This is a genomic window from Methanolobus sp., from assembly GCF_016278365.1.
Classification (GTDB): Archaea; Halobacteriota; Methanosarcinia; order Methanosarcinales; family Methanosarcinaceae; genus Methanolobus.
In genome coordinates, this window is sequence record NZ_JADQBZ010000011.1 from 149,180 (window position 1) to 173,529 (window position 24,350).

A 24,350-nucleotide genomic window follows, 5' to 3' on the forward strand; every position below is an offset into this window, starting at 1 on the left:
AAATTAACATGTTTGACCTTATCATTGTGGGCGGTGGTCCTGCAGGTACGGCTGCAGGAAGAGTGGCAGGTAAAATGGGATTGAAGACATTATTGATAGAGAAGGCGTCCTTCCCACGATACAAGCCATGCGGGGGTGCCCTCTCTGAGCATGCAATGTCCTTTTTGGATTTTGAAATTCCCGAGGAGATAATCGAAAAGGAAGTTTTCGGAGCCAGGATATGTTTCAGGGACCAGGTCATTGAACGTTCAAAAGATTATCGCCTCTCTGCTATTGTTACCCGCAGCAGACTTGACAATTTCTTTCTTGAAAAGGCAAGGGAAACGGGGATAGAAGATATCACGGGGAAAAAGGTCATTGAGGTCTTAGATGAAGAGGACCATGTGACAGTCAGGACGGCGGAATCAACTTATGCAGCCAGATTCCTGATTCTGGCAACAGGATCGCAGGGGATGCTAAAGCATCATGTTCGCAGGAAAGACAGCAAGAAAGAATATGGCATATGTATGGTCGCAGAAGTGCCGGAAAGTAACGGGACAATTGACAGCTACATAAAAGACGCTGTAGAACTACGTTTTGGGGTTGCCGGCATGGGGTACGGATGGATATTCCCACACGATGGTTATTACTCGGTTGGTACCGGCGGTCTTGCAAATATGTTACCTGACCCAAGGGGCACTATCCAACAATACCTTCAGGAGAACCATTTCGACGGAAGCTATAAACTTAATGGACATGTCATCCCATGCGGAGGCTACAAAAGGAATCTTGTCAAGGGCAGAATACTGCTGGTTGGCGATGCCGCCGGATTTGTGGATGCTTTCACAGGAGAAGGGCTTGCTTATGCCATTCGGTCAGGCCAGATAGCAGCAGAAATCGTGGCTGAGACAATTATTTCCAGCCGGGGGCCGGAACATCTTAAAACTTATGAAAAGAGATGTTATTCCGAATTTGGAGAACATCTGAAATATTCCCTCTATTTCGCCAGCATTATGCACCGGTTTTCGGAAAAGGCTTTCAGTATTTTTACACAGGAACCAAGAGTCATTGATAAATTTTTGGAAGTGGTTGCATTCAAAACCGACTACAAACAGTATATGAAATGGCTCCTTCTCAATTTTAAACCAGCTTGGATTGTGAAAAAAGGATAAGGATGTGAGTGAGGAGAATAAGCTCCCTTCTGTTGATGCAATACACTATCCTGCCTGGCAGGATAATGCGCTCTTGCGAGCTGCATTGACGGCATTCGGCTAAGCGTCATATACCGAGGGATGGTCTAAACACCCATTTACCCCTCCTGACTTGCACCCACGAGGATTCGCCGTTCCATCCGCATTCCACGCGACCTCAACCTCTCAGTATCACAGCATTAACATGGCGCGGTATCGTTTCTGTGCCAGCATGCAGTAAATGCATGAGTTGCATTGCAACTGCCCGGACTCTCGCCCGGTGCCCTTTACAGGCACTCGTGTGTTTAGATGGTGGGGAGACTTTCCTCAGGCCAAAGGCCCGGCGGCCGTCCTTCCTCTCTCACTGGAATTAGGAAGATTCCGGTTAAGATATATATAACTGTCTCTCCCATTACAATCAACCCCATATTTGAGATAAAACATGCAATCATTTTTCACCAGACGCTGTCATCAACGTGACATTTTAGAAAAGTTTATTGCACAGTAGATTTTACTTAATAACTGGTGGTGTATTGCGATATAACAGATACCTTATAATGGGCGCTATCCTGCTCACTGCACTTATTCTTATTATGGCTGCTGACATATTCATGATCTCCCACCCCATATCAGGTTACATTCACTCAAGAAGTATAAGCGATACAAAAATAAGTTACTGGAGCGTGGCCATTGGAATGCTCCTACCACTTGCGATAGCGGTGCTTTACAGATTGGCAGGACAAAAAAAGAAAGAGACTGCTGACAGGTAACTTAAAGCTTCAGGACGCCACACCCGCATCCCCGCCTGATAAGGAAATCCATCTTGGTTTTGATCTCATCCTGGTGGAAATCAGAAAGCAGATCATACTCTTTTTTATGTTTATCCATTATATGCTGGAACATCTTTTCCTTGACTGTCTCCGGGTCATTGTCAATGACTATGAAGTCGTCATTAAATCCAAGATCCCTGCATTTCATTATGATCACTAATTAAAACCTCCCTTTGAAGAATATATGTTAATGGCTTATTAACTTTGCTCAACTATTGAAAAAGGTTCATTTGGAATCCCTATTAAAGGAAGAATGAAGCGCCTATAAGAATGAACATGATTCCTGCAATCGTGGAGATTATCTTTTTATCGATTTTTTCCATTATTATCTTTCCAAGATATACAGTCAAGACAGACAGAATGAACAAAGCCATTATCACTCCGACAAATACAAGGAGCGGATTATACTGTGTAGCAAACAGGGCTGCTGCAAGTTGTGTCTTGTCGCCCATCTCTGCAATGAGAATCAGCCAGAATCCCGACATGAAAGGGCTTTTCAGTTCGTAGGAACCTTCTTCTTCATCCTTGTCCCTCTGGAGCAAGGTCATCAGACCAAACAGAATGAACATCAGACCAGCGCCTATGCGTACATAATCCAGCGGCACTCTCTGAGCAATATAATTGCCGAAAAGTATGGCTATGCCATCCGTCAGGATAAAAGCCAACATCACACCCGCAAGCAGTGATTTATATCTGCGGGTTTTCGTAGAAAGCACCAGCACTGCAAGCTGTGTTTTATCACCAAGTTCTGCAAGTCCTACCAACAGGAAAGGGAGCAGTATGTCCTGAATCACGATATATGCAGATACCGTATTCAAATATATACATTTGCCAGACACAACTAATGTGGCTTTAAGGCAGGTTAATTACGGAAAACTACTTCCTTATTAATATAGAATAAGTTTGTGGTTTAGTACAAAAAGACTATATATTGATACTAACTAACCGATATCCTATTACTGTCAAAAAAAGGAAGTAAAAAGCGTGAAGGAAATGGTCAAGGTAGAATCAAATGTCCTCAAGTATTCAGACAAGGAAAAGATGACCAGCGGTGTTTCCCAACTTGATGAAGTGCTTCATTCATTGCGTTTGGGAGATAATGTAGTCTGGGAAGTGGAGGAACTAAACGACTACAGGTATTTTGCCGGCAAGTTCATCAGCCAAGGCATTAATTCCGGCCATAAGTGTGTTTACGTAAGATTCGCACCTCATGAACCCATTCTTGAGATAATGGAAGGAATTGAAGTAGTAAAGATCGACCCCGGTAACGGCTTTGACTATTTCAGCAGCCAGGTCCACAGGATGATAGAATATTACGGTGAGAAGACATATTATGTGTTCGATAACCTTTCCTCACTTATGGTTGAGTGGGCTACTGATGAGCTGGTAGCCAATTTCTTTAAGGCGACATGCCCTTACCTGTTCGAGCTTGAAACAATTGGATACTTCTGCCTCACCAGAGGAAAGCATAGTCATTCAACAGTCGCCGGTATCAGGGAAACCACACAGGTACTTATTGATTATTATCACATCAACAACAGGGCATACATACATCCCCTGAAGGTCTACGACCGCTATTCACACAGCATGTTCCTGCCCCACCTGATAACAGAGGAAGGATGGGAGCCTATATTTGATAGTGGAAAAGCTGCCACCATATCCTCAGGTGACCGCAAAAAAGTTCTTCGAGCAGGTAGCCGCGGCACGGCCCCATGGGACACGGTGTACACGAAACTAAGACTCCATTATGAGATGGGAATGCTGGATGCCATCCCGGAACCCGAAGTAAAAGCACTCAAGCAGGAACTTTCAAGGATGGTTGTTGGTGAACACCCCCGTTTCAGCCGCCTTGCAGACACCTATCTCACATTGGAGGACCTGCTCAGTATAAGGGACAGGATGATAGGCTCCGGGCGTATCGGGGGAAAAGCTGTTGGAATGCTGCTCTCACGTAGCATACTCCTGAGCAGTGAGAATCAAAAGGAATTCACAGAGATAATCGAGCCTCACGATTCATTTTACATCGGCTCTGACGTATTTTTCACCTTTATGATCAATAACGACCTATTCCGTCTCAGGGTCAGACTATCGGACAGCTCCAATATGACAAAGGAAGAGTTTGAAGAGGTCGAGAAAAGATTCCTTGAAGGGAAATTCCCGGAAGAGATAACGGAACAGTTCAGGGACCTGATGGATTATTTCGGACAGGCTCCTATCATAGTCAGGTCAAGCAGCCTACAGGAAGACAGTTACGGGAATGCTTTCGCGGGCAAATATCGGAGTGAATTCTGTGCCAATCAGGGAAGCCCGGAAGAGCGTCTTGAAGCATTCATGCATGCGGTCAAACTTGTTTACGCCAGCGCCCTTAACCCGGATGCTCTTGCATATCGGAGGACCAGGGGACTCCACTATCAGGATGAACAGATGGCAATACTGGTACAGCGTGTGTCCGGGATGCCTTACAAACAATATTTTTTCCCGGCAATTGCAGGAGTTGCATTCTCAAAGAATCTCTTTCGCTGGACAAAGCGCATAGATCCTGAAAAAGGATTGATAAGGCTTGTCTTTGGACTGGGAACAAGAGCTGTTGACCGTGTGGGAAGAGACTACCCCCGAATGATCGCAGTCAGCCACCCGACGCTCCGTCCGGAAGCTGGTACGAAGGTGATCAAATACTCACAATGGGATGTGGATGTGCTTGATCTGGCAGAGAGGAATCTTGTAACCATACCTTTCAGTGACCTTGCAAAAGACTGCAATTATCCGGCCCTTAGAATGTTTGTCTCGGTCATGGATGACGGATATCTTACAGATCCTTATACCAATGCAATAGACTGCTCACATGAAATGGTGCTTACATTCAACAACCTGATAAAGAATACTAAATTCGTTGATATCATGGGAGAGGTACTCAGAATAGTGGAAAGAGTATACGAACATCCGGTAGACATAGAGTTCACAGCATCCGCCGATCAAAAGGGAAATGTGAGGATCAATATAGTCCAGTGCAGACCCATGACAACACCTGGGGGAAGTGAGCAGATAGCTATACCGGACAATATAAAGGAAGAAAATATATTGTTCAGGTCCAACATGCTCATAAACGAAGGAAAAGTGGAAAATATAGAGTATATTGTGTACATAGATCCAAAAGAATATGAAACTGCGGACATGGATCTGAAAAAGTCAATCGGGCGTGTTGTCGGGCGCATCAATGAAAAGATAGGTGGTATGGGTGCAGCATTCATACTTATGGGGCCTGGCAGATGGGGTAGCAGCAACATTGAACTGGGAGTCAATGCTACATATAGTGAAATAGACCGTACATCCCTGCTCGTGGAAATTGCACGTGAGAAAGCAGGACATACGCCTGAAGTCTCTTATGGGACTCATTTCTTCCAGGATATCGTGGAAGAAGAAATCATCTATATGCCCATATATCCGGACACGAAAAAATCGAGCTTCAACGAAGTATTCTTCAAAGGTTCTGAAAACATGCTTACAGACCTGTTTCCGGATCATGAGCAATTCAAAGATGTGGTAAAGGTAATTAATGTCCACGAGGCATCAGGCGGAGCCCAGGCGGTGGTTATTGCGAACCTGCATGAACAGGATGCTATCTGCTACCTTGAGAAACAGACAGGTACCAGAACATGGAAACTTGACAAGCTTAAAGGCCAGTGGCACTAAAAAAAGGAATCCACAAAGGGATCTTAATCTACGAATTTGATACCGACATCTTTCATGTGGTTACGTATGGCCACATTGACAAGCAGTGGTGTAATTGATTCCACCATGGAGGATGTTTCAATAGGACCAATATCCAGAGGCCGCATTCCAGGAATGTTTCTGACAAGGTCAAAGACAATGTTCTTTGAATGCATGCTGTTCCCGCAAACACCGACATCGTAATTGAGTTCGATGTCAAGGTTGGCAAGCTTGGCCGCAGGGACATTATGGAATGCAGAGACCAGCTCAGTTCCTTCCGGGAGCATAGGAGCGATTTCCTGTGCAGCGCTTCCTGCAGGAGGAGTGACATAACAGAAGTAGTCTGCTTTGTAATCCTCCCGGGAATTTGTCGATATCTCCAGGGGAACACCGTCCGGAACAATGATGCAGCGATCTTTTTCCATTGGCACTACCACGGATATGACCACTTTCCCCTCAAGCCCCGGTTTGATCTGCCCGATGGTAGAAGCTATCTGGCCATACCTTATAGCAAGGAGCACCACGTCGGCTTCTGAGGCTGCATTCGCATTTACATCCCCGGTTATATCTGCTTTGTAACCATATTCTTTCAGTATGGCATTATATTCGGCAGCTTTGGACCGGGCCTTTTCCAGTTCCCTTGAACCTACTATAACATGATGTTCCTGCCCCCACCTGAGGGCAAAACCTTTACCGATACTGCCTGTACCGCCAATTATTGCAATCTTCATGATAATCCCATCAACGACAATATAAATAATATCAGCAGCCCTGCCAAGAATGGAAGAGTCTATATGGCCTGTGATCCCAGGCCATATAAATGTTGCTTAACTAGATATATTGCAGGATTGGATCCAGAAGGATCAGATCCATCCACGGTCTTTCATTGCAACTACGACACGCTCGATGGCAACTACGTAAGCAGCTGTTCTCATATCGATGTTGTATTTCTGTGATGCCGCATAGACTGCCTTGTATGCCTCGGTCATCTTCCTGTCCAGACGGGTGTGGACCCTGATCTCACTCCAGTAATACATGTAGAAGTTCTGGACCATTTCGAAGTATGATACCGTTACTCCACCTGCATTACAAAGGAAGTCAGGAATAACGTGAATACCCCTCTGGAAGAGGATCTCATCTGCTGCGGGCGTTGTCGGGCCGTTTGCAAGTTCTGCAACGATCTTGGCATTGATCTTATGCGCGTTCTTCTCGGTAATAATGTTTTCAAGAGCTGCAGGGATAAGTATATCCACATCGAGCTCAAGGATAGATTCATTGCTGACAGGCGTGGTGTTTGTCAGGCCTGCAACTGATCCGGTCTTTATCTTGTGCTGGTTTGCAGCTTCGGGATCAATACCGTCCATGTTCATGACGCCGCCCCTGCTGTCGCTTACTGCCACGATCTTGCAGCCAAACAATTCCTTTGCAAGTTTTGCTGCGAAGTACCCGGCATTCCCGTATCCCTGAACAGCTATCCTGGCATCCTTAAGCTCGATACCGAGCACTTTGGCTGCCTCACGGATAGTGTAGAGACCTCCTCTTGCGGTCGCGTCTCCTCTTCCAAGTGAACCACCCATTGTCAGAGGCTTACCTGTGACAACTCCGGGCTGGTTGAATGAAGAGATCTTTGAGAATTCATCGACCATCCATGCCATGATCTTCGGGTTGGTGTACACATCAGGTGCAGGAACATCCTTCCTCGGACCAATTATCTGAGCAATACCAGCTATATACTTGCGGCTGAGACGCTCAAGTTCGCCATCGGACATTTCCTTGGGATTACAGATGACTCCTCCTTTACCGCCACCCAGCGGAATGTCTACTACTGCGCATTTCCAGGTCATCCATGCAGCAAGTGCCCTTACAGTGTCGATGTTCTCTTCAGGATGGAATCTGATGCCGCCCTTTGTAGGACCTCTGGCATCATTATACTGTATCCTGAAGCCTTCAAATACCTTGATAGTACCGTCATCCATGCGAACGGGGAGCGTAACACGCAGCTCACGCATTGGGTGCCTGAGCATTTCATGTACACTGTCATCTAGTCCAAGAATAGTAGCACACTTTGCCAACTGTTTTCTTGAGTTTTCAAATGGGTTTTCTAAGGACATTGGTTTACCTCTTTACGTGCGATATATATGTTGAAATAAGGTGGATAGTAACCTACTTCTAAGTATAAGATGTTTTCTATTACTGTTTATTAGGCAACCACAAAAAACAGCAGCTATGCAATGTTTTCAATTGTCATTCTACACCAAGGGTCATAAGTCACAGACTATGCCGGAACTATACTTTTCCAGGAGCTTATAAAACAGAGAAGGATAACTGACTAATCAGTCCTCCGCCTCCAGAGCTTGTATAATATCATTTACAGTAAGCTCCCCTCTTGCAACACGCAATACGGTAGGATAAATATACGAGCAGTCATCAATCTTACCCCACCGTTCTTCGCCCACAATGTTCACAACATCGGCCATTACCTTCCCACACGTTGGACAATACCTGTTCTCACTTTCTACTCCGCATACAACACATTTCATTGAAAGACCCCCATAAGAATAAACATATCCCGTTTTTAAAGTTTGTAATAATAGTATATAATGATGGCCGGCTACTGGTGGCAGGCTCCATAAATGATATCTGCTAAGGCACCATTAAAAACAATTTAACCCTTCAGCGTCACATTAATATCAAAATAATCAATACTGAGCAACATAACCAAACTACATTAACGAGGTAAAGCGTGCCTGATGAACTATTCGATCTGAAAGTGGGATACACATATTTTAAGAATCCTATTGCTCTTGCCCCAATGGGCGGTATGACTGACAGCAAATTCGCAAACCAATATGCTGCAGAGGCAGGGCTTGTAATACTCGGAGGTTACAACCTTGACTCACTGACACAAAAAGCAGCTTCACAGATGGTGGCCAGAGGGAGAGAAGAGTTTATCTCAGAGAACCCGATGACACTCATTGAAAAAGAGATCAGATCAATCAAAAATGGCAATACCGTTGCAGTCAATGTAAGGAGCGCCACAATTGAACCTCTTGTGGAAGCTGCAGCCATTATCAAGGACAATGGTGCCATTATTGAGCTGGATGCACATTGCAGACAGCAGGAAATGATCGACATCGGCGCGGGGCAGGCACTGGTCTACGATATTCCAAGGCTTACTGAGTGGATTCGGAGGATCAAAGATACGGGAGCCGTGCTCTCTGTAAAAATCAGAGGTAATGTTGTTGAAAGCACTGCACTTGCAAGAGCCATAGAAAGCGCAGGAGCGGACATACTGCACCTCGATGCAATGAAAGAAGGTGCAGGAGCAGACCTCAATCTTATCAAGGAGATACGCGATTCTACACGTATGTTCCTTATATGTAACAACTCTGTTACCGATGCAGATACTGCAAAAGAGATGTTTGCCAGAGGAGCAGACATGGTTTCGGTTGCACGTGGAATACTGGATGATTCCGGTCTCATCAGCAGACTTGTCGCGGACATATCAGCCACCCAGAAAGATATTGGCTGGTACAATGCACCCAAACATGTGTGCAGAGGAGAGGGTGATCTGCGCGGGCTTGCTTTCTGCTGCCTTCCTGTCAAATCATGCCCGGTACACAGCAATATTAAGAAACTTGGGATCACCGCGCAGCAGTTTGCCGATATAAAAATGGATTTTGCAAAGGGAACTATGCTTGAATATGGCGATAGCACATGTTTTGGGAGCCTTGTGTGGTGCTGTAAGATATCCAAGCCATGCTTCCTCAGGGATGGCGTGCTTGAGACACTGGGCCTCTCAGATACAGAGTACATGCGCCTTAAAAAAGAACTTGGGGATTACATAATTGAACAGGCTAGCAAGTCCTCACACGGTCCTAAAAATGGATGAGACACAAGTCTTTACCATCAAAAAGGGAATCTATGGACCTGCATCATATATTGCACGCTGTGCTCAGCTTGCAATGTGCCTGGAAGTATCAGCATCCCCAAAACCTGGAAATATAGACAGGTACGATGATTACGCCGATACACGTTATGAACACTTTCTTGCTTCTGCTGTCAGCATATATCCGGCTGCAGAGGAAGCTTCTAAAAATGTCCAGGGTGCTGGCAAGTGCATAAAAGCTGCAGTAGAGGAGAGCATTAATTGGCAAAACGGAGGTAACACCCACTTCGGTGCCATCATCCTGCTAATACCACTTGCCATGGCCGCAGGACGCATAATTTCGGAAAAGGAAACCTTCACGATTCCCGAACTGACTGCATGTGCACACAGTGTAGTGAAGGGAACAAGCACAGAAGATGCCGTTGACTTTTACGACTGCTTTGGGATTGCAGGCGTGCGTGTCAATCCGGTAGAAGAGTTCGACCTTCAGAAAAATAGTGCTATAGCTGACCTTAAAGAAAAGCATGTAAGTCTGTACGATCTGATGATAATCGCCCGCAGCTATGATATGATAGCAAGCGAATGGACTTCAGGGTTTACCAGGTCCGCAGAATGCGCAGAGATGATCATAAATGGCATGGAGGGCAAACTGCCTGGGCTTGCCGCTGATATTAACGATGTTATCGTATACACATTCCTGAGTATCCTGTCCCGAAACGAGGACACATTCATTATCACTAAATCCGGCACTGAGCTCGCACACTATGTTTCAGGCCTTGCAAGATCTATAATACAAAGAATGGAAAATTTAGGCGAAGTGCATAAGATATATAATAATGAACATAAATTTGATATTATAAAGCCTTTTATTATAGAAATGGACAAGGAGCTTCTACAAAGGAAGATAAATCCGGGATCTACTGCGGATATAGTCATAGCAGGCTTATTTATCGCTTTACTTGGAGGGGTTAGATACTAATGCTGGGAACAGACTTCAATTTGGAGAATTTAGGGATATACGAGGGGATATGTGAGACCATAGTCACAACATGCAAAGGATGGACACCAAATGCAGCCCCCATGGGCATTATCCGGAGGAAGGATAAAATCTATGTGCGCCTTTACAAGGGTTCTAAGACCTATGAGAATGTACTGGCCGAAAAATTCATTGTCGCAAATATAACCTATGATCCGATGCTTTTTGCACTTTCCACATTCACTAACCTGGAAGATTCCGCTTTTGAACAGACAGTACATGAAAACCATACAATGTACTCTTTAAAAGATGCGCAGAGTTGGGTTGCCTTTGAATGCATGAATACAAAAATAACGTCAGAAGCCATGGTTGCAGAGCTTGTACCCATCCATGCGCGCCTTAATAAATGCAGGGTGAAAGCACCCAACAGAGGATTCTACGGAGTTATAGAAGCCTGCATACATGCAACCAGATACCAGCTTACAGGCGATGAAAAATATCTTAAGCTCATCAAGGCGTATGGAGATATCGTGGAAAAATGCGGCGGAGATGCTGAAAAAAATGCTTTGAAGAAAGTCTATGAGTTCCTGTGAGAAAGGTCATTAGTCTTTTGCTTAAACTGTTTCCTGCTTTAATAGTTTCATGAAACGTTTTTTCGCTTTCTTCATGTGACCTGCAAACATTTGCTTAACAACAAATGAAGGAGGAGTTTTACAACCTCCGGGAGATGTCTTTCCCTGGCGTATGGCATCCAGTACAGCTTCAACGCTTCTTTCGGAAATGTCTATCTCGGCATAGGATCTGCCTATCATCACAGCTTCGTGTGCATCACTGCCGCCAACCTGCGGAATACCCAGTTGCTCTGCAACTTTCCGGGCTTTAGAGTTGGGACCGTCCGTCAGGCAGCGGGAATTAAGGACTTCCACTGCATCGATATCAAGCCCCTCCACATAACCTATACCGTGCGATGTCATCTTAAAAGGATGAGGTATTATCACAACAGCTCCCTGAGCTCGTGCTCTTTTGATGGTCTCTTCCGGGCTTAAACCAGCTTCGATCTTTTCTTTAACACCCAGCACCAGTATATGACCTTTTGAAGAACTGACTTCGATCCCGGGAATGACAATCTGTCCGGAGCCCGTCTCAACTGCCCGTTTAGCACATGCTATGCCACCTTCGATGGAATCATGGTCGCAGATAGCAAAGCCATCAAGCCCATTCTTTGAGGCGAGTTCCAGGATATCATCAATGCATGCGTTGCTGTCCTTTGAAAAAAGCGAATGTACATGAAGATCGAATCGCATGATAGCATGTAAGGGTCTGGGATTTATAAGGATTCTTATAGTGCAAACAGAAAATGATGAAAAACATTAGGAAAATTTAAGCGAACGGGAGGATAGAAGTTTTGGTTGGTTGGGTGGTTGGATAGGATTGGTGGTACATAGAGAAGTTACCCGTTCGCATGGATACAAACAACATTATGATATATATACCTTGCGTATTGAACATGTTAGAAATTATGAGGGTGATGCATGCTTTTTTGCAAACGAAAGTGCCTTATTTATTACCGCATCCCGGGCTTCCAGGTCAATATCTATCGAATCCCCGTAAGAGATATTATGAACCACGCCTTCCCGGAATAGCCAGGAAACCATGGACATTCCTTCTTCAGATAACGGGAGCGAGAGATGTATCCTTTTCCATTTGGGTAGGTGATTGCGCAACTCTGCTTTCAGGATATCCAGGCAAAAACCTTTCTTGGCGGAGATAGCCACCGGATTCGGCGTAAGATACTCAAGTGCCAGCATACGTTCACTCAGCTCTTCCTGTGTAAGCATATCAGCTTTATTGAAAGCTGTAACAATCTCGACTTCCTGTAGCTGCTCCCACATTGTTTCATGCGATGCAAGAAGTTTTCTGCGGATAGTTTCAACGGGCTCGCTCGAATCCACTACCAACAGGACTACATCAGCATGGAATATCTCATTCAGCGTTGAACGGAAGGCATCTACCATCCAATGAGGCAGATCCTCTATGAAACCTACGGTATCTGTCAGCAGTACGTTCCTGCCTTCTACATCAAGGGATCTTGTGGTGGGCACCAGTGTGGTGAACATCATATCCTTTACCGGGACTTCTTCCTTAGCAAGAGAATTGAAAAGCGTACTTTTACCTGCATTGGTATAACCTGCCAGGGCTACAAGTGAAAAACCCTTCGAATGTCTCAGGCTGCGTAAGGAATCCCTGTCCCTTTCCATGCTCTCCAGTTCATTCTTGATGCGATTGATCCTGTTCTTTACATCCTGGGCATATGAGTTCTCATAGCCTCCTAGGCCCATGAAACCAGGCCTTTCTTCCTTCTTTAGAATCGAGATGATTGTCCTTGCTCTGGGAAGTTCGTACTCTAACCTTGCAAGCTCCACCTGCAACTTGGAGCGGGGAGTCGTGGCGCGGGTGGCGAAGATTTCAAGGATGAGCTGGAATTTATCAATAACTTCCCGGCGACATGTCTCAGAGATATTGTATATCTGCATCGTGCTCAGGGGGTTATGGAAAATTACCTTGTCCGCGTTCAGTCCCTGCACTATCCGAGCCAGTTCCTCCACCTTCCCCCTGCCTACCTGGTACCTGCTATCAGGATGTCTTGCCTGGACCAGTTCAGCAACGACAGTGTAACCCGCTGAGTAGGCGAGCTCTTTTAATTCGAGCATCTGAAGCTCGTTCTTGTGCTCGTCACTACGGGGATCATTTCTCTTTACCAGGATAGCGCGTTTCATAACAATGGAGTATTGTCATTAAAGATATAAGGGATTAGATGTCCAGTTCCCTGAGAAGAAGTTTCCTGGCACTAAGGGATATGTGGTGCGCAAGTTGCATGCAGAGTCTCTCGCTCAATGATTCCTCGTACTTGAAATTACCTGAGAACATGCTGTCAACAAGCCACTGGGGTTTATTGTACATGTCACCCGGCTCTGTGACTATTGTACCTCCAAAGCGAATCTCAGAAACTGTTTCCTCCATGATGCGCACTACAGAGGGAACATCTGGTGCGGATTCACTTCTGAAGGAACGGATATGTACCTGGTGGACTTTCTCTATATGATCGGCAGTGACTGAAGCAGCAACAGCTGCGCAGACCATCAAATAGTATCCGTCGACCCTATGACGACCGGAGATATCCACTGCAATTATGTTAAACATCTTTTGAAGGTAGAGTAAGTATCGTATATAAGCGTAACAGTCAACAGGCATTCAAACAGAGTGCAAACCGAATCCACACTTCACATCTTAATCCTGCCGATATCGACATAGGTAACAGAACCCCTGTCCTCGACAGCATATAACATCCTTTTTCTTACACTATTGGCAAGCCTTACAGCCCTGGACATCACAGGCAGCATGAACACATGATCCCATGGGATAGCATGCATCAGGTATTCTGAATGAGGCATTTTTTCGGTGAGACTTACCTGCGAATATACCCTGAAATGTGTACCGAACTTGAACCCGGTCTTTGGCACAAGCCCTCCATCTCTGAGATTAGCGTATGCCTTGTACTTACGCAGGAAATCCGGCTCGATGGATGAAGCCACGCCTGAGAAAGCATCGATATCAAGAATTACTCCTGTCTCGCTGTTCCCTATGCTGATGCAGCCGCGCTCCATCAGGTAAGCGGATTCCACCAGAGACAACTGCAGGCGTTCATCGTCAAGTGGCTTGCCGTAAAAACCGGTCTGATGCAGGTGCTGCGAGGAGGCTGCATCCCACACGATCACACGGTCTTCGAGCAGGGTAGACCTGACAGGTATTTCCGGTACAGAGATACCCTCCATCCCACCCTTTACGTTCAGCTTCCTTACTTCATAATATGTAAGGTCGCTTTCCTCATCGACTATTGCTAATACCATCTGCTTGTGAACATTATCAGCGGCACGGAGGGACGTGAGCAGATCTGGAAGCGGCATGGGGATGCGTTCTGACCTAACATAGACAAAGCTCTTTGCAGGAGTCTTTCCCGGGTGCCCGCCCCTTGGATATACCCTAAAATCCGTCACACTGGGCTGGACATAGAAACCTCTTTCCTTGAGGTCCTTGTAAACAATATACTTCAATTCAAAATGCTGTTGCATCTTTGAAGCTTCAGTAAAGAACTCTTCAAATCCCAGAATCCGGTCCTGGGATTCTATATCCAGCTTTTTCTTGTAGAGAAGATAAGCTGCCTCAACAAGAGTCAGTTCAAGGTTATCACCTTTGGGGCGTCCGTAATAACCGGTGTTATAGAGCTCATTTATTGCCTGCTTGCCTGCAAGGATACGGTCCTTTACGAGTTTCCCTATCAAAAATGTCACCTGCTGAATTAGAAAATAGCTACAGGGTCCAGATATAGGACAAGCTATTTAACCATGATGGGCTACCCACGCCAAGAGCACTATTATGTCACCCGGTTAAGACAGGTACAAAAGAGTTAACCATACAGAAAGCATCTGAAGTATAGAAACTTAAGCTTAAAGTGAAGGAGACAAAAGAATGGAAAATCCACTTCAAGTAATAATAGATGCTGACCCGGAGCTGGCCAGCCTGATTGGAAAGACACGTGAAACTGCGCTATCTCAAGGTGCCATCCCTCTCAAGTATAAATTTCTCATAGCCATGGCCCTGGATGCTGCTGAGGGTGCAGCTGACGGAGTAAGAATGCTTGCCATGCAGGCGATGAGCGAGGGAGCTACAAAAGAGGAGATAATGGAAGCTGTCAGGATAGCCCAGTACATCACAGGAGTGGGTAGTGTCTACACCGCTGCAAATGGCCTGAAAGGCATATTATAACTAACATACCAATGTCATAGAGGTTTTTCTGCCAGGAGTGATATTAGTATTACAAATATTTTAAACATTCAGGCCTTCATAGTAATTAAATATCCGAACAGTAATACTTAACAGTGTCATCGAAAAGTATTAAAAAGAGGTAGAAAAATGGGACTTTTTGGCGACTTTAGAGATTTTCTATACGAGTATAAAGTAATCCCGCTAGCAATTGCTTTTATAATAGGTCTTGCGGCGACCGCTCTTGTGAAATCCTTTGCAGAGAACATAATTATGCCGATCATCACTCCATTCATAGCTGACGGTGCATGGAAAACAGCAACTTTAGAACTTGGCCCTATTGTGATCAGCTGGGGTGCATTTGTAGGAGAATTGGTCAATTTCATTATAATTGCATTTGTGGTGTTCATCATTGCAAAGAAAGTCTTAAAAGAGGAGAAAGTAAGCAAAAAATAATTTCAAGTGCTTTTGCTTTGACCATTATATTGTCTTGATGAGCTTATCAAGACATTTGATTTTTAGTTAACTACTTATTTTATTTTAATTATTTATTTAGGTCTTTTTACGTTTCAACTTTCGGGCATTACTATGACTTTCCAGAAAGTGTACCATAAAGAGTAGTAAAACATATGCACCGCTCCTCACGAATTAAGCAGCCAGATATAATAGTTCAGCAAGGCTGCAAAAGATACCCATGCAAGATACGGCATGAGCAACACGCCAGCAGGCCGTGAGATTCTGTAGAAGAGCCATATCGTTGCTACGATAGCAAACCACAGGAATACGATCTCGATTATCCCCAACAGGGGCGAACGCAGGCCGAAGAACAGCACAGACCAGAGGAAATTCAGGAACAACTGTATCCCGAACACACCCGTTGCCAACCGGACATCGCGGCGATCCCAGCCCTTTCTCCATACAATGTATAGAGCCAGACCCATAAGCAGGTAAAGGAATGTCCATACTACAGAGAACGTCCATTCTGGAGGTACAAAGAGAGGTTTTTCAAGGGTTGTATACCACGTGGGAATTGCGGAACTTGTGAATATAGCTCCGAGCAGTCCTGCAAGCTGGCATACAACAATCGATGCTATCAGCTTTTTCCAGTCAACATCCCAGTCCAAGTTAAACCCTTCCTGATACAATTAGGCTTGTGTGCTATTTATTCTCCCCGGTAAAGTTTTAACAAATAAGAGATAACTATCTTTCGGTGGTAGATATGGTTGACATGTCGGTTCTGGCGACAGATACTCAGTCGGGCGGATTTCTTGCCCTTATAATCGTCCTTGCACTCTGGGAACTTATATGGAAAGGCATTGCCCTGTGGAAAGCTGCGAAGAACGAGCAAAAATACTGGTTCATCGCAATGCTGATAATCAACAGCATAGGGATACTACCGATACTATACATATTCGTCTTCCAGAAGGGAAAGAAAGGAATATGACTCTTGAGGGTCCTGACCGGGCTTAAGTTGTGGCTAGTCCCCCGGGTAATAGAAGACCGGACTTGGAAGAATGATTTTTCAAAAACGACCTTACTGTAGCGATATAATCTTCTTCTGCCTCCAGGTGATGTGAATGTGAAGCACCTGGGAAGACCTTAATGGTCGCTTCCTTTGTCTGGTTCCGGAAATGCCGGACCGTTGAAGGAGTGGCTTCGTCAAATTCCCCGCATGTATAAAGAACAGGGACCTTAATATACGCAAGATTCGGCGTCAGATCTGTTTCTTTCAGTGTCCCGGTCAGGGTGAACTCGGAAGGCCCCCACATGAAATTATAAACCGGGGTCGCCATGACCTCAAATGTCTTGAGCAAACATTCCGGCCAGGTATCAAGGCGACAGAGGTGGCGTCGATAGTACTCCATCATCGCGGACTCATACCCCGGACTGTCAAAAACGCCCCTGATTTCACATTCATCTATTACTGATCGGGCATCTGCCGGCATTTCAGCGAGAAGCCTGCGCTGGTCATCTAACCACATGGGAGCTGAGATACACGGTCCGGAGAAAGTGAGGGAAGCTATATCCTTTGGCTCATGCCGGGACAGATAAGCGATGGCAAGCATAGCACCCCATGACTGGCCGAGAATATGAACCGGGCCAGGAGCGAGGGAATCTCTCACAGCTGCGAGTTCATCGGCATACCGCTCCAGTGTCCAGATCGAAGGGTCTTCGGGTGCCGAAGAACGGTGTGAACCTAGCTGGTCATAGAAGATGACAGGACGCTCATCCGCAAGAGCTTCAAGCGGTTCCAGATAATCGTAGCTTGCCCCGGGGCCTCCATGGACAATGATCAGAGGGGTGCCTTGATTGTTGTTACCAACAATGCGGCATCCTACCCTTCCTCCTGGTACCTTAATATCTCCGACAATATAATTTTGCATATTATATAATAAAAGTCGTTCCTATATATCAATTATGAGTTGCATAGAGCCATACCAAGAATTAAGAACTTCGAGTAAGCTTACAGACGGTTTAATAATTCATCTACGCTAATCACTCCCTACCAACAGATTCCACAAAACTCCCCGCGAACTCCCTGTACGAGCTCGCTACCAGATGAGCATAGCAACCTAAAGTATTATTCACCGTCAGCCCATCCCAGCCGTCAACGATGCCGGTACCCCGGGAAAGTTTGATGGAGAACTTCGCATCTCTGGGAATATCGGTGACCTCAGAATGATGGAACTCGTGGCCCCGGAAGGAGTTGCCCCTCTTGCCGATGACAGTATCTATTTCAAGAGAGCCGATGTTGTAGCTAACAACGCGCTTGTGGCCCATGAGAGTGTGACCGGGGAGTGCTCCCACCATCTCGTGTGTGGATTCCGGCATCTCTGCCATGTGATATGTGCCTTTGTCCTTGACACCGGTAGTCAGTTTTTCCGTGAGGTACATCAGGCCGCCACATTCTGCATAGATGGGCAGGCCAGAACGGGAGGCGGTGAGTATGTCCTCGCGCATGGAAACGTTATCCTCAAGCTCGGCCGCGAAAAGTTCAGGGTAGCCGCCACCAATGTACAGGCCATCGACATCCGGAAGTTTGCTGTCATGTATGGGGCTGAAATACCGGAGGTCTGCACCCGCAAGCTGTAACAGTTCCAGGTTGTCATGGTAATAAAAGTTGAATGCCTCGTCCAGGGCTATGCCGATGACAGGACGCTCACCATGTGTTTCTTTGGCCAGGAAGGCCGTATTTGCGGGTTTCTCCAGAGGCTGGGCATTGTGCGCAATCTCCAGCAGGCGGTCAATATCCACACCTTCTTTTATCGTATCCCTGATAAATGTGATGCGCTCGTCAAAATTATCAGCCCTGCGCCGCTCCTCTATAGCGGGAACCAGACCCAGATGTCTCATGGATATTTTCATCGAACCGTTGCGGCGGATTACCCCGATAACCGGGATGCCGGTGTAGAACTCTATAGCTTCTTTAGCTTTTTTGGCATGCCTCGGGCCGCCGATGTTGTTGAGGATGACACCTGCGATATGTACATCCTTATCAAAATCCTTAAAACCATTGACAAGGGCTGCTGCAGAACGGGTGATGCTTCTGGCGTTAATGATCAATACCACCGAGCACTTGAGTATCTTGGCTATCTGTGCAGTACTTCCGACATCCGTAAAACTGTCAAAGCCTTCAAAAAGTCCGCGGACACCTTCTATAACAGCAATGTCAGCCTCTCCGTCAACCTCGCAGCCGTGGATGAACACATCCCTGACACTCTCCCCGTTCATCAGGAAACCATCCATATTGCGAGCCCTTCGCCCGGTTATCTCTGAATAGTAACTGGGATCGATATAATCAAGCCCCACCTTGAAAGGTTGGACATTGTAACCAGCCTCGGTAAGGGCTGCAAGCAGACCGATAGTTATTGTGGTCTTGCCCGAAGAGGAGCTGCCTGCCGACAGGAGTATTCGGGGTATTTCCTTAAATGTTGGTGCCGGAACCTGACTTGCTTCAGGGTTCTCATCTGTGGGAGGGGTTTGCTGCATGATTATCATATTTTGATATAAACGGACCTTTATCTTGTGAGCTCACGAAGCCTTTCGTCATCCAGTGAACCGGGTAAAATTGACTGGTTGTTGAACATTATAGACCTGGCAAGATTCCTGTACACCTGTGCAATGTCTGATTTTGGAGCTTTCTCGAGTACCGAGAAGCCATCCCTCTCGCAGTCCTGAACTACCTGTTCCTTGGGGATAAAAGCCACCAGCCTGCTGCCTATCTCTTCGGAGAACTTGCGTACAATATCTTCTTCACGGGTGACGCTCCTTGAATTACAGATTATGCCGGACAGGGGCGTGTCTATTTTGGCAAGGCCCTTGCAGATATTATTAGCTGCATAGAGGGGCATGTATTCTCCGGATGTGAGGACGTAGGTTTCAGTGACCAGTCCCTTGCGTATGGGTGCTACAAAGCCGCCACATACGATATCCCCCGGGACGTCATAGATTATAAGGTCCATATCGTTTATAGAGGGGCATACCTTCTGCAACTTCTGGATGGCGACAATGATACCCCTGCCCGCACAACCAATACCCGGCTCAGGCCCACCTACCTCTACGCATTTAACTCCGCCGTATCCCTCAAAGACTATATCCTTTTCGTTTACATCGAGATGCTGCTTCAGAAGATCGAGGATTGTCGGTATCCTCTTGCCTCCCAGCAGGGTGATGGATGAGTCGCTCTTGGGATCGCATCCGATTATCATTACCTTGTAGCCTTCATCGGCGCATGCAGCAGCAACATTTGAAGCTGTACTGGACTTACCGATACCGCCTTTGCCGTAGATGGCTATCCTTTTCTGGTCCTTCATTTAGATCACCTTGATACTTGACGATAATCATTTGGCAGTAACATTATCTGCCAAGCATATCCTTTGCAACTTCACGCAGGGTCGCACCGAATTCGGATTCGACTATGTGATTGACACCGAGAGTTTTTGGGTGGAGATCTATTTCCACGATTACATGCTGATGACCCATCTCTTTCAGAGGCAGGACCTGCCTTGGCCCGTTGGTTACGGAGATGACTTCCATACCTTCCAGAGCTTCCATGGGGATTGCATGAGGTACACCGGTGATGATAGCAAAATCATAGTCGCTGTACTTCTGCTTTATGAGCTCGCTCACCTTCACCCCTGTGATTGGATACTCATCCATTCCACCGATGACCTCATGGATAATTATACCTCTTTCCTGAAGGTCATCCGTGATGCACTTCGCATGGTGACGCACTCTGGGAAGCCCAAGGGAATCATCGATATTGGCCATATTGACCACATTGCCTTCCTTTCCCACGGCCAGAGCCACTTCGTTCACAGCTGCGCTGACGTCTGCGAACATATAGCCAGTCTCCTTCTTGGCGTTCATGATGGTTATGCCCCTCTTGCCTTCCTGCAGGAGCCGGACAACCTTTTCTGCGACCTTGTACTTGACATCGCCCCTGGATGGCTCAAGATACTCCTTGCTGGCGGCACCATGGCGCTTTTCCACCAAAGTGGCCTCCCTGAGAAGCACTTTCTGCCTCTCAAGCTCTTCCTTGCCGATTACACCCACTTCGAAAGCAGATTCCAAGGTCATAAGCACACCTTTTGTGTTATCCGGATATCCCGCATGCACTTCCACTTCGATTACAGGCACGTCCAGATTGGCGTCCTCCACAGGCTCACGCAGTTCCTCCCCGATGATCATGCTGGCACATGTCCCGACCACACCTATGAGCTTTGGTTTGAACATCTCATTGACCTTGACCAACAAAGAAGAAAGTTCCTGACGCCCTCCGAAAACAAAGCCGTTCTCGTCAAGGGCTGTGGTCACAACACGTATCCCATCCTCTTCCAGAAGCCTCGCGTGCTTGAAAGAACATCCAGGCGGACCGTGCAGGATAGCAACATCTACATTCAGATCGCGTAATGTGTATAACGCAGCGACGATAGAACTTGGCCGCGGATGCATGATAGATAGATTTTTTCCCATCATAGTGAATAACCTTGTCAGCTTTGATTAGTATGAATAGTGAAATTGGTTAATATCTTTGTCGGGATAAGTGTGAAATTGTATACTTAAGTCCGGGTAATTTTTCTGAAATGAGTAGTTCCCGGTCCTATAAGAAATATAGGAAATCATGTCTTTAAATGCCTGTAATCCTGTGCACCACATAAGTAACCATATCGATAATATTCTCAACATAAAAGCCTGTTGATTTGGAGTTGAAAAGAAGATGACTTCAGCAAAGAAGCCAATTATTATCTGAAGCACTTCACGCAGGATAAGACCAGATCGCCCTTTCCCGACATCCCCATTGCCTGTTCAAGCCCATCCTCCAGGTGCACAGCATGGCTTATCCGCTCATGCCTGATATCCCTCATCCTATCCCCAACGAGTATCAGACGGTCGATATCCTCAATGCGCCTTCCGACAAACTCCGCCACCTTTTCGGGAGGGAGACCTTCACAGACCTGTGCAGCCTCCTCTCCAAGCACCATCAGCACCTTTCCTGCATTTTTAGGGGTAAGCCCCGAGAGGCCATACTCCAGAGCCCGTTCAGCGGATCTTATATCCATTCCTGAGTTGGAGTTATCAATGAGCGACCTGCCATTAATGCTCTTTTCCTGCATCCTTCCCTGAAGTCCGGTGAAGCCTGAGATAACCTCGGCAATTGTCCCTCCGGATACTCCCATATGCAACGCTGCAGCGCCAGCAGCCGCAAAGGCCAGAGTATAGGAGGAGACATTGTAGGAAGAGTCAACATCGGCACAGATGCTTATTTCTCCTGCATTCAAAGCAACACTTTTCCCGTTAAAAGTCAGCCGCAGGTCGGCCTGAGTGTCCTGTGAACCGTAGTCAGTGAATGTGAAGAAATCCCTGCCTAACTCCCTGGCTTTGCTGACAGACCTGCTGTCCTGGGAATTCAGGAAGAATACGCTTCCATCTTTTCCGTAGTCAAGCATCCTGAGTTTTGCGTCGCTTGCCTGTGAGGTGGACTTTGCAATGGCATAATCCGGCTCCAGCGTAGTTATCACGCCGATATCAGCATATCCGGTGCCTCCGATGGAGACTTCGAATATACAGCAGCCGGGACGGATATCCATGGACTTCAATATATCAACAGCATGCAGTATGCTCCCGGGCGCTATACTGAGACCCAGATGCAATATCCTGGCCTTACCACCAGTCCAGAGCTCCAGACCCCGGGTGGTGTGAAGGGCCACGACCATGGTCCTTGAGAGCATATCTGCCAGAAGGGATGCAGTACTGGTCTTACCTTTAGAGCCGGTGACCTCGATCACCCTTACCCCTTCAAGCATCTTATTTGCGGAAAAGATCATTCCCACAGCCTTGTGATGGCTGATGATCTCCTTGCCCTGCTCCTTTGCATCCATGAGCATACGATATCCGGGATCCAGATGGACAGGACTCACTATGAGATCAAAAGGGCCAACTGGGACAGGAGTTCTGGAGACTGCCATAAAAGAATCCTCATGCATGGAAAAGAGAACATCCTCAGATACAGTATTATAAACATCAACAGCAGTGACATCAAAACCCATTTCTGCCAGCTTCCGGGCTATGATAATACCTGCATGCGTCAGGTCAAGGACTGCCACTTTGCATTTTGCTGAAAATGTATTTGAAACGCAGGATATTCCTTTCATCGTATTAACTCATCGTATTAACTATGGATACTAAATACTAGAAAATATCTCTCAACAGAATGTCAATGGAACTGACAGGCTGTATTGGTAGAATGGTACAGAAAGTAGTTAAAGGCAGGATTAAGAGAAAAATGATGACTAGCTATCATCATCTTCTTCATCATCTTTGTAACTGTCAGAGCCCACCATGGCAGCTGCGATTGATTCAATGCCGTCGAGCCACTCTGCCACTAGCCCGTAGGGTATATCTTCCATGGTTTTATCAGACAATTGCTTTCCACTCAGGATGTGAGCGCCAATCTCAGCGACAGTGGCAAGGGATATCTCGATGTCATCCGATGCCTCGGCTTCAAGGGCAACCTTTACAAGGTCATTGACATCTTCCTTCTCATCATAATCCTTGTTCAGGTAACATTCACATGCCGCAAAACTGCCCATAAGAGAGGTCTGGAGTGATTCAATCATCAGGTCCGCATCCTCAGAGATAGGATCTATCTCAGCAAGTGCTATATCCCTCACACGGAAAAGCATCTTAAGAGCAGACTCTGATGAGAGCTGGTTCTTATCATGTTTTGCAATTATCTTCAGGCAGGCAAGAATGATGTCATCTTCCATATTGACAAAAATAGCGCCCTCTTTTCCCTGTGGTTCAGCAGACTCAACAAACTTGAAATTGCTTTCTTTGACCTGGTTCAGCCAGTTCTTCCAGCGTTCCTCAGTATAAAAATCATGATGAAAGGCTTCATCTTCCCTACCAGACATTTGCTTACCTCGATTTCGTATTATTCATCTGAATTTTGTTTACCTGCTACTACGACATTAATGTGATAAGTGGATCTTCGCGAATCACAACTTGAGCTCGACCTTCTTAAGTGAACAGCCAGAGAGACCTTCATCTATGTTTTCAAGGACTTTAGTCACGGTGCACTTGTCACCATTCCTGATGCCTTCAGGGTTTATCAGATCATAGAGACTATCATCGAAACTGGTGCATTTGGGATTCTCATAGCTGATCCGGGCACCTGCGATAGCCTTCTTGGAATCGATCGCTGCCAATATAGGGGAAGTCACAACCTCCACTGCCAGGACACCGGCATCGTGTACGAAGCATTCATGAACCGTATCGCCCCTTAATTTCACTATCCGGTACTTACGCCCGGGCTCAAGATTCATACAGGTTCTTTTAAGTTTACATTTTTGGCACTCACGAGACTCGCCAAAGAACATGAAGTCTTCTCCTTCTTTTGCGAGCCTTGAGCCAACAAGGGTTATCGTAGTATCGGTATCGGTCATATAGTCACC

General features: G+C 46.2%; 26 protein-coding genes and 1 other RNA gene. 9 read left to right on the forward strand and 18 right to left on the reverse strand.

What is annotated here, in order from left to right:
• The first annotated feature begins 8 nt into the window (after positions 1 to 8).
• Positions 9 to 1,151 carry a geranylgeranyl reductase family protein gene (locus tag QZZ22_RS12435; RefSeq protein ID WP_292465373.1) on the forward strand — a complete coding sequence of 381 codons (1,143 nt, stop codon included), beginning with the start codon at positions 9 to 11 and terminating at the stop codon, positions 1,149 to 1,151.
• A gap of 6 nt (positions 1,152 to 1,157) precedes the next feature.
• Here the strand turns inward: QZZ22_RS12435 and rnpB are convergent.
• Positions 1,158 to 1,532, reverse strand: an RNA gene (gene rnpB / locus QZZ22_RS12440) — RNase P RNA component.
• Positions 1,533 to 1,702: 170 nt separating this feature from the next.
• Between rnpB and QZZ22_RS12445 the strand changes: the two genes are divergently transcribed.
• Positions 1,703 to 1,939, forward strand: coding sequence for a hypothetical protein (locus QZZ22_RS12445; RefSeq protein WP_292465376.1), 237 nt, complete (start codon positions 1,703 to 1,705; stop codon positions 1,937 to 1,939).
• Position 1,940: 1 nt separating this feature from the next.
• Here the strand turns inward: QZZ22_RS12445 and QZZ22_RS12450 are convergent, their stop codons facing one another.
• Together QZZ22_RS12450 and QZZ22_RS12455 are read right to left on the reverse strand one after the other, a co-directional pair.
• A complete protein-coding gene (locus QZZ22_RS12450) occupies positions 1,941 to 2,147 on the reverse strand; it encodes a hypothetical protein (RefSeq protein ID WP_292465576.1) in 207 nt (68 codons plus the stop codon).
• 94 nt (positions 2,148 to 2,241) lie between these two features.
• Positions 2,242 to 2,793: a TMEM165/GDT1 family protein gene (locus QZZ22_RS12455; RefSeq protein ID WP_292465379.1), complete on the reverse strand. Its 552-nt coding sequence runs from the start codon at positions 2,791 to 2,793 to the stop codon at positions 2,242 to 2,244.
• Between the two features lie 199 nt (positions 2,794 to 2,992).
• Between QZZ22_RS12455 and QZZ22_RS12460 the strand changes: the two genes are divergently transcribed.
• Complete coding sequence (locus QZZ22_RS12460) at positions 2,993 to 5,689, forward strand: PEP/pyruvate-binding domain-containing protein (protein ID WP_292465382.1); 2,697 nt, start codon at positions 2,993 to 2,995, stop codon at positions 5,687 to 5,689.
• A gap of 23 nt (positions 5,690 to 5,712) precedes the next feature.
• On the opposite strand, the gene npdG is transcribed toward QZZ22_RS12460, so the two are convergent.
• The 3 genes from npdG to QZZ22_RS12475 form a co-directional block, all read right to left on the reverse strand.
• Complete coding sequence (npdG, locus tag QZZ22_RS12465) at positions 5,713 to 6,438, reverse strand: NADPH-dependent F420 reductase (protein WP_292465384.1); 726 nt, start codon at positions 6,436 to 6,438, stop codon at positions 5,713 to 5,715.
• Between the two features lie 132 nt (positions 6,439 to 6,570).
• Positions 6,571 to 7,818 carry a Glu/Leu/Phe/Val dehydrogenase gene (locus tag QZZ22_RS12470; protein WP_292465386.1) on the reverse strand — a complete coding sequence of 416 codons (1,248 nt, stop codon included), beginning with the start codon at positions 7,816 to 7,818 and terminating at the stop codon, positions 6,571 to 6,573.
• A gap of 222 nt (positions 7,819 to 8,040) precedes the next feature.
• Positions 8,041 to 8,247, reverse strand: coding sequence for a hypothetical protein (locus tag QZZ22_RS12475; protein WP_292465388.1), 207 nt, complete (start codon positions 8,245 to 8,247; stop codon positions 8,041 to 8,043).
• A gap of 203 nt (positions 8,248 to 8,450) precedes the next feature.
• Between QZZ22_RS12475 and QZZ22_RS12480 the strand changes: the two genes are divergently transcribed.
• From QZZ22_RS12480 to QZZ22_RS12490, 3 genes are read left to right on the forward strand one after another with little or no spacing between them, the layout of a single operon-like run.
• Positions 8,451 to 9,599: a methanogenesis marker 9 domain-containing protein gene (locus QZZ22_RS12480; RefSeq protein WP_292465390.1), complete on the forward strand. Its 1,149-nt coding sequence runs from the start codon at positions 8,451 to 8,453 to the stop codon at positions 9,597 to 9,599.
• Positions 9,556 to 10,575, forward strand: a complete 1,020-nt coding sequence (locus QZZ22_RS12485; protein ID WP_292465392.1) for a triphosphoribosyl-dephospho-CoA synthase — start codon at positions 9,556 to 9,558, stop codon at positions 10,573 to 10,575. The genes QZZ22_RS12480 and QZZ22_RS12485 overlap by 44 nt, the downstream gene beginning before the upstream one ends.
• Positions 10,575 to 11,165: a DUF447 domain-containing protein gene (locus QZZ22_RS12490; protein WP_292465393.1), complete on the forward strand. Its 591-nt coding sequence runs from the start codon at positions 10,575 to 10,577 to the stop codon at positions 11,163 to 11,165. The genes QZZ22_RS12485 and QZZ22_RS12490 overlap by 1 nt, the downstream gene beginning before the upstream one ends.
• Before the next feature lie 21 nt (positions 11,166 to 11,186).
• Here QZZ22_RS12490 and QZZ22_RS12495 read toward each other — a convergent pair whose 3' ends face one another.
• The 4 genes from QZZ22_RS12495 to endA form a co-directional block, all read right to left on the reverse strand.
• Entirely contained in the window at positions 11,187 to 11,876 is a 690-nt protein-coding gene (locus QZZ22_RS12495) for a PHP domain-containing protein (RefSeq protein WP_292465396.1), read from the reverse strand.
• Between the two features lie 213 nt (positions 11,877 to 12,089).
• Positions 12,090 to 13,349 carry a GTPase HflX gene (gene hflX, locus QZZ22_RS12500; RefSeq protein ID WP_292465397.1) on the reverse strand — a complete coding sequence of 420 codons (1,260 nt, stop codon included), beginning with the start codon at positions 13,347 to 13,349 and terminating at the stop codon, positions 12,090 to 12,092.
• Between the two features lie 34 nt (positions 13,350 to 13,383).
• Positions 13,384 to 13,773: a DUF2209 domain-containing protein gene (locus tag QZZ22_RS12505; protein WP_292465399.1), complete on the reverse strand. Its 390-nt coding sequence runs from the start codon at positions 13,771 to 13,773 to the stop codon at positions 13,384 to 13,386.
• An 80-nt stretch (positions 13,774 to 13,853) separates the two neighbouring features.
• A complete protein-coding gene (gene endA / locus QZZ22_RS12510) occupies positions 13,854 to 14,912 on the reverse strand; it encodes a tRNA-intron lyase (RefSeq protein ID WP_292465401.1) in 1,059 nt (352 codons plus the stop codon).
• A 187-nt stretch (positions 14,913 to 15,099) separates the two neighbouring features.
• Here endA and QZZ22_RS12515 point away from each other — a divergent pair, with 187 nt between their 5' ends.
• The gene (locus tag QZZ22_RS12515; RefSeq protein ID WP_292465403.1) at positions 15,100 to 15,396 is read left to right on the forward strand and encodes a carboxymuconolactone decarboxylase family protein; all 297 of its coding nucleotides are present in this window, start codon (positions 15,100 to 15,102) and stop codon (positions 15,394 to 15,396) included.
• 147 nt (positions 15,397 to 15,543) lie between these two features.
• Entirely contained in the window at positions 15,544 to 15,849 is a 306-nt protein-coding gene (locus QZZ22_RS12520) for an MscL family protein (RefSeq protein ID WP_292465405.1), read from the forward strand.
• A 185-nt stretch (positions 15,850 to 16,034) separates the two neighbouring features.
• On the opposite strand, the gene QZZ22_RS12525 is transcribed toward QZZ22_RS12520, so the two are convergent.
• Entirely contained in the window at positions 16,035 to 16,517 is a 483-nt protein-coding gene (locus QZZ22_RS12525; RefSeq protein ID WP_292465407.1) for a TspO/MBR family protein, read from the reverse strand.
• A 95-nt stretch (positions 16,518 to 16,612) separates the two neighbouring features.
• Between QZZ22_RS12525 and QZZ22_RS12530 the strand changes: the two genes are divergently transcribed.
• Positions 16,613 to 16,837 (forward strand): DUF5652 family protein, encoded by a 225-nt coding sequence (locus QZZ22_RS12530; RefSeq protein WP_292465409.1) that lies wholly within the window; start codon positions 16,613 to 16,615, stop codon positions 16,835 to 16,837.
• A gap of 22 nt (positions 16,838 to 16,859) precedes the next feature.
• Here QZZ22_RS12530 and QZZ22_RS12535 read toward each other — a convergent pair whose 3' ends face one another.
• The 7 genes from QZZ22_RS12535 to QZZ22_RS12565 form a co-directional block, all read right to left on the reverse strand.
• The gene (locus QZZ22_RS12535) at positions 16,860 to 17,777 is read right to left on the reverse strand and encodes a proline iminopeptidase-family hydrolase (protein WP_292465412.1); all 918 of its coding nucleotides are present in this window, start codon (positions 17,775 to 17,777) and stop codon (positions 16,860 to 16,862) included.
• Between the two features lie 112 nt (positions 17,778 to 17,889).
• On the reverse strand, positions 17,890 to 19,383 hold the full coding sequence (cfbB, locus tag QZZ22_RS12540) for a Ni-sirohydrochlorin a,c-diamide synthase (protein WP_292465414.1): 1,494 nt from the start codon (positions 19,381 to 19,383) through the stop codon (positions 17,890 to 17,892).
• A 29-nt stretch (positions 19,384 to 19,412) separates the two neighbouring features.
• Positions 19,413 to 20,207, reverse strand: a complete 795-nt coding sequence (gene cfbC / locus QZZ22_RS12545; RefSeq protein ID WP_292465417.1) for a Ni-sirohydrochlorin a,c-diamide reductive cyclase ATP-dependent reductase subunit — start codon at positions 20,205 to 20,207, stop codon at positions 19,413 to 19,415.
• Positions 20,208 to 20,250: 43 nt separating this feature from the next.
• Positions 20,251 to 21,372: a Ni-sirohydrochlorin a,c-diamide reductive cyclase catalytic subunit gene (gene cfbD, locus QZZ22_RS12550; protein WP_292465419.1), complete on the reverse strand. Its 1,122-nt coding sequence runs from the start codon at positions 21,370 to 21,372 to the stop codon at positions 20,251 to 20,253.
• 266 nt (positions 21,373 to 21,638) lie between these two features.
• On the reverse strand, positions 21,639 to 23,048 hold the full coding sequence (gene cfbE, locus QZZ22_RS12555; protein ID WP_292465421.1) for a coenzyme F430 synthase: 1,410 nt from the start codon (positions 23,046 to 23,048) through the stop codon (positions 21,639 to 21,641).
• Positions 23,049 to 23,186: 138 nt separating this feature from the next.
• The gene (locus QZZ22_RS12560; RefSeq protein WP_292465423.1) at positions 23,187 to 23,810 is read right to left on the reverse strand and encodes a DUF2150 family protein; all 624 of its coding nucleotides are present in this window, start codon (positions 23,808 to 23,810) and stop codon (positions 23,187 to 23,189) included.
• A gap of 84 nt (positions 23,811 to 23,894) precedes the next feature.
• A complete protein-coding gene (locus tag QZZ22_RS12565) occupies positions 23,895 to 24,341 on the reverse strand; it encodes a UPF0179 family protein (RefSeq protein WP_292465425.1) in 447 nt (148 codons plus the stop codon).
• Positions 24,342 to 24,350 lie beyond the last annotated feature (9 nt).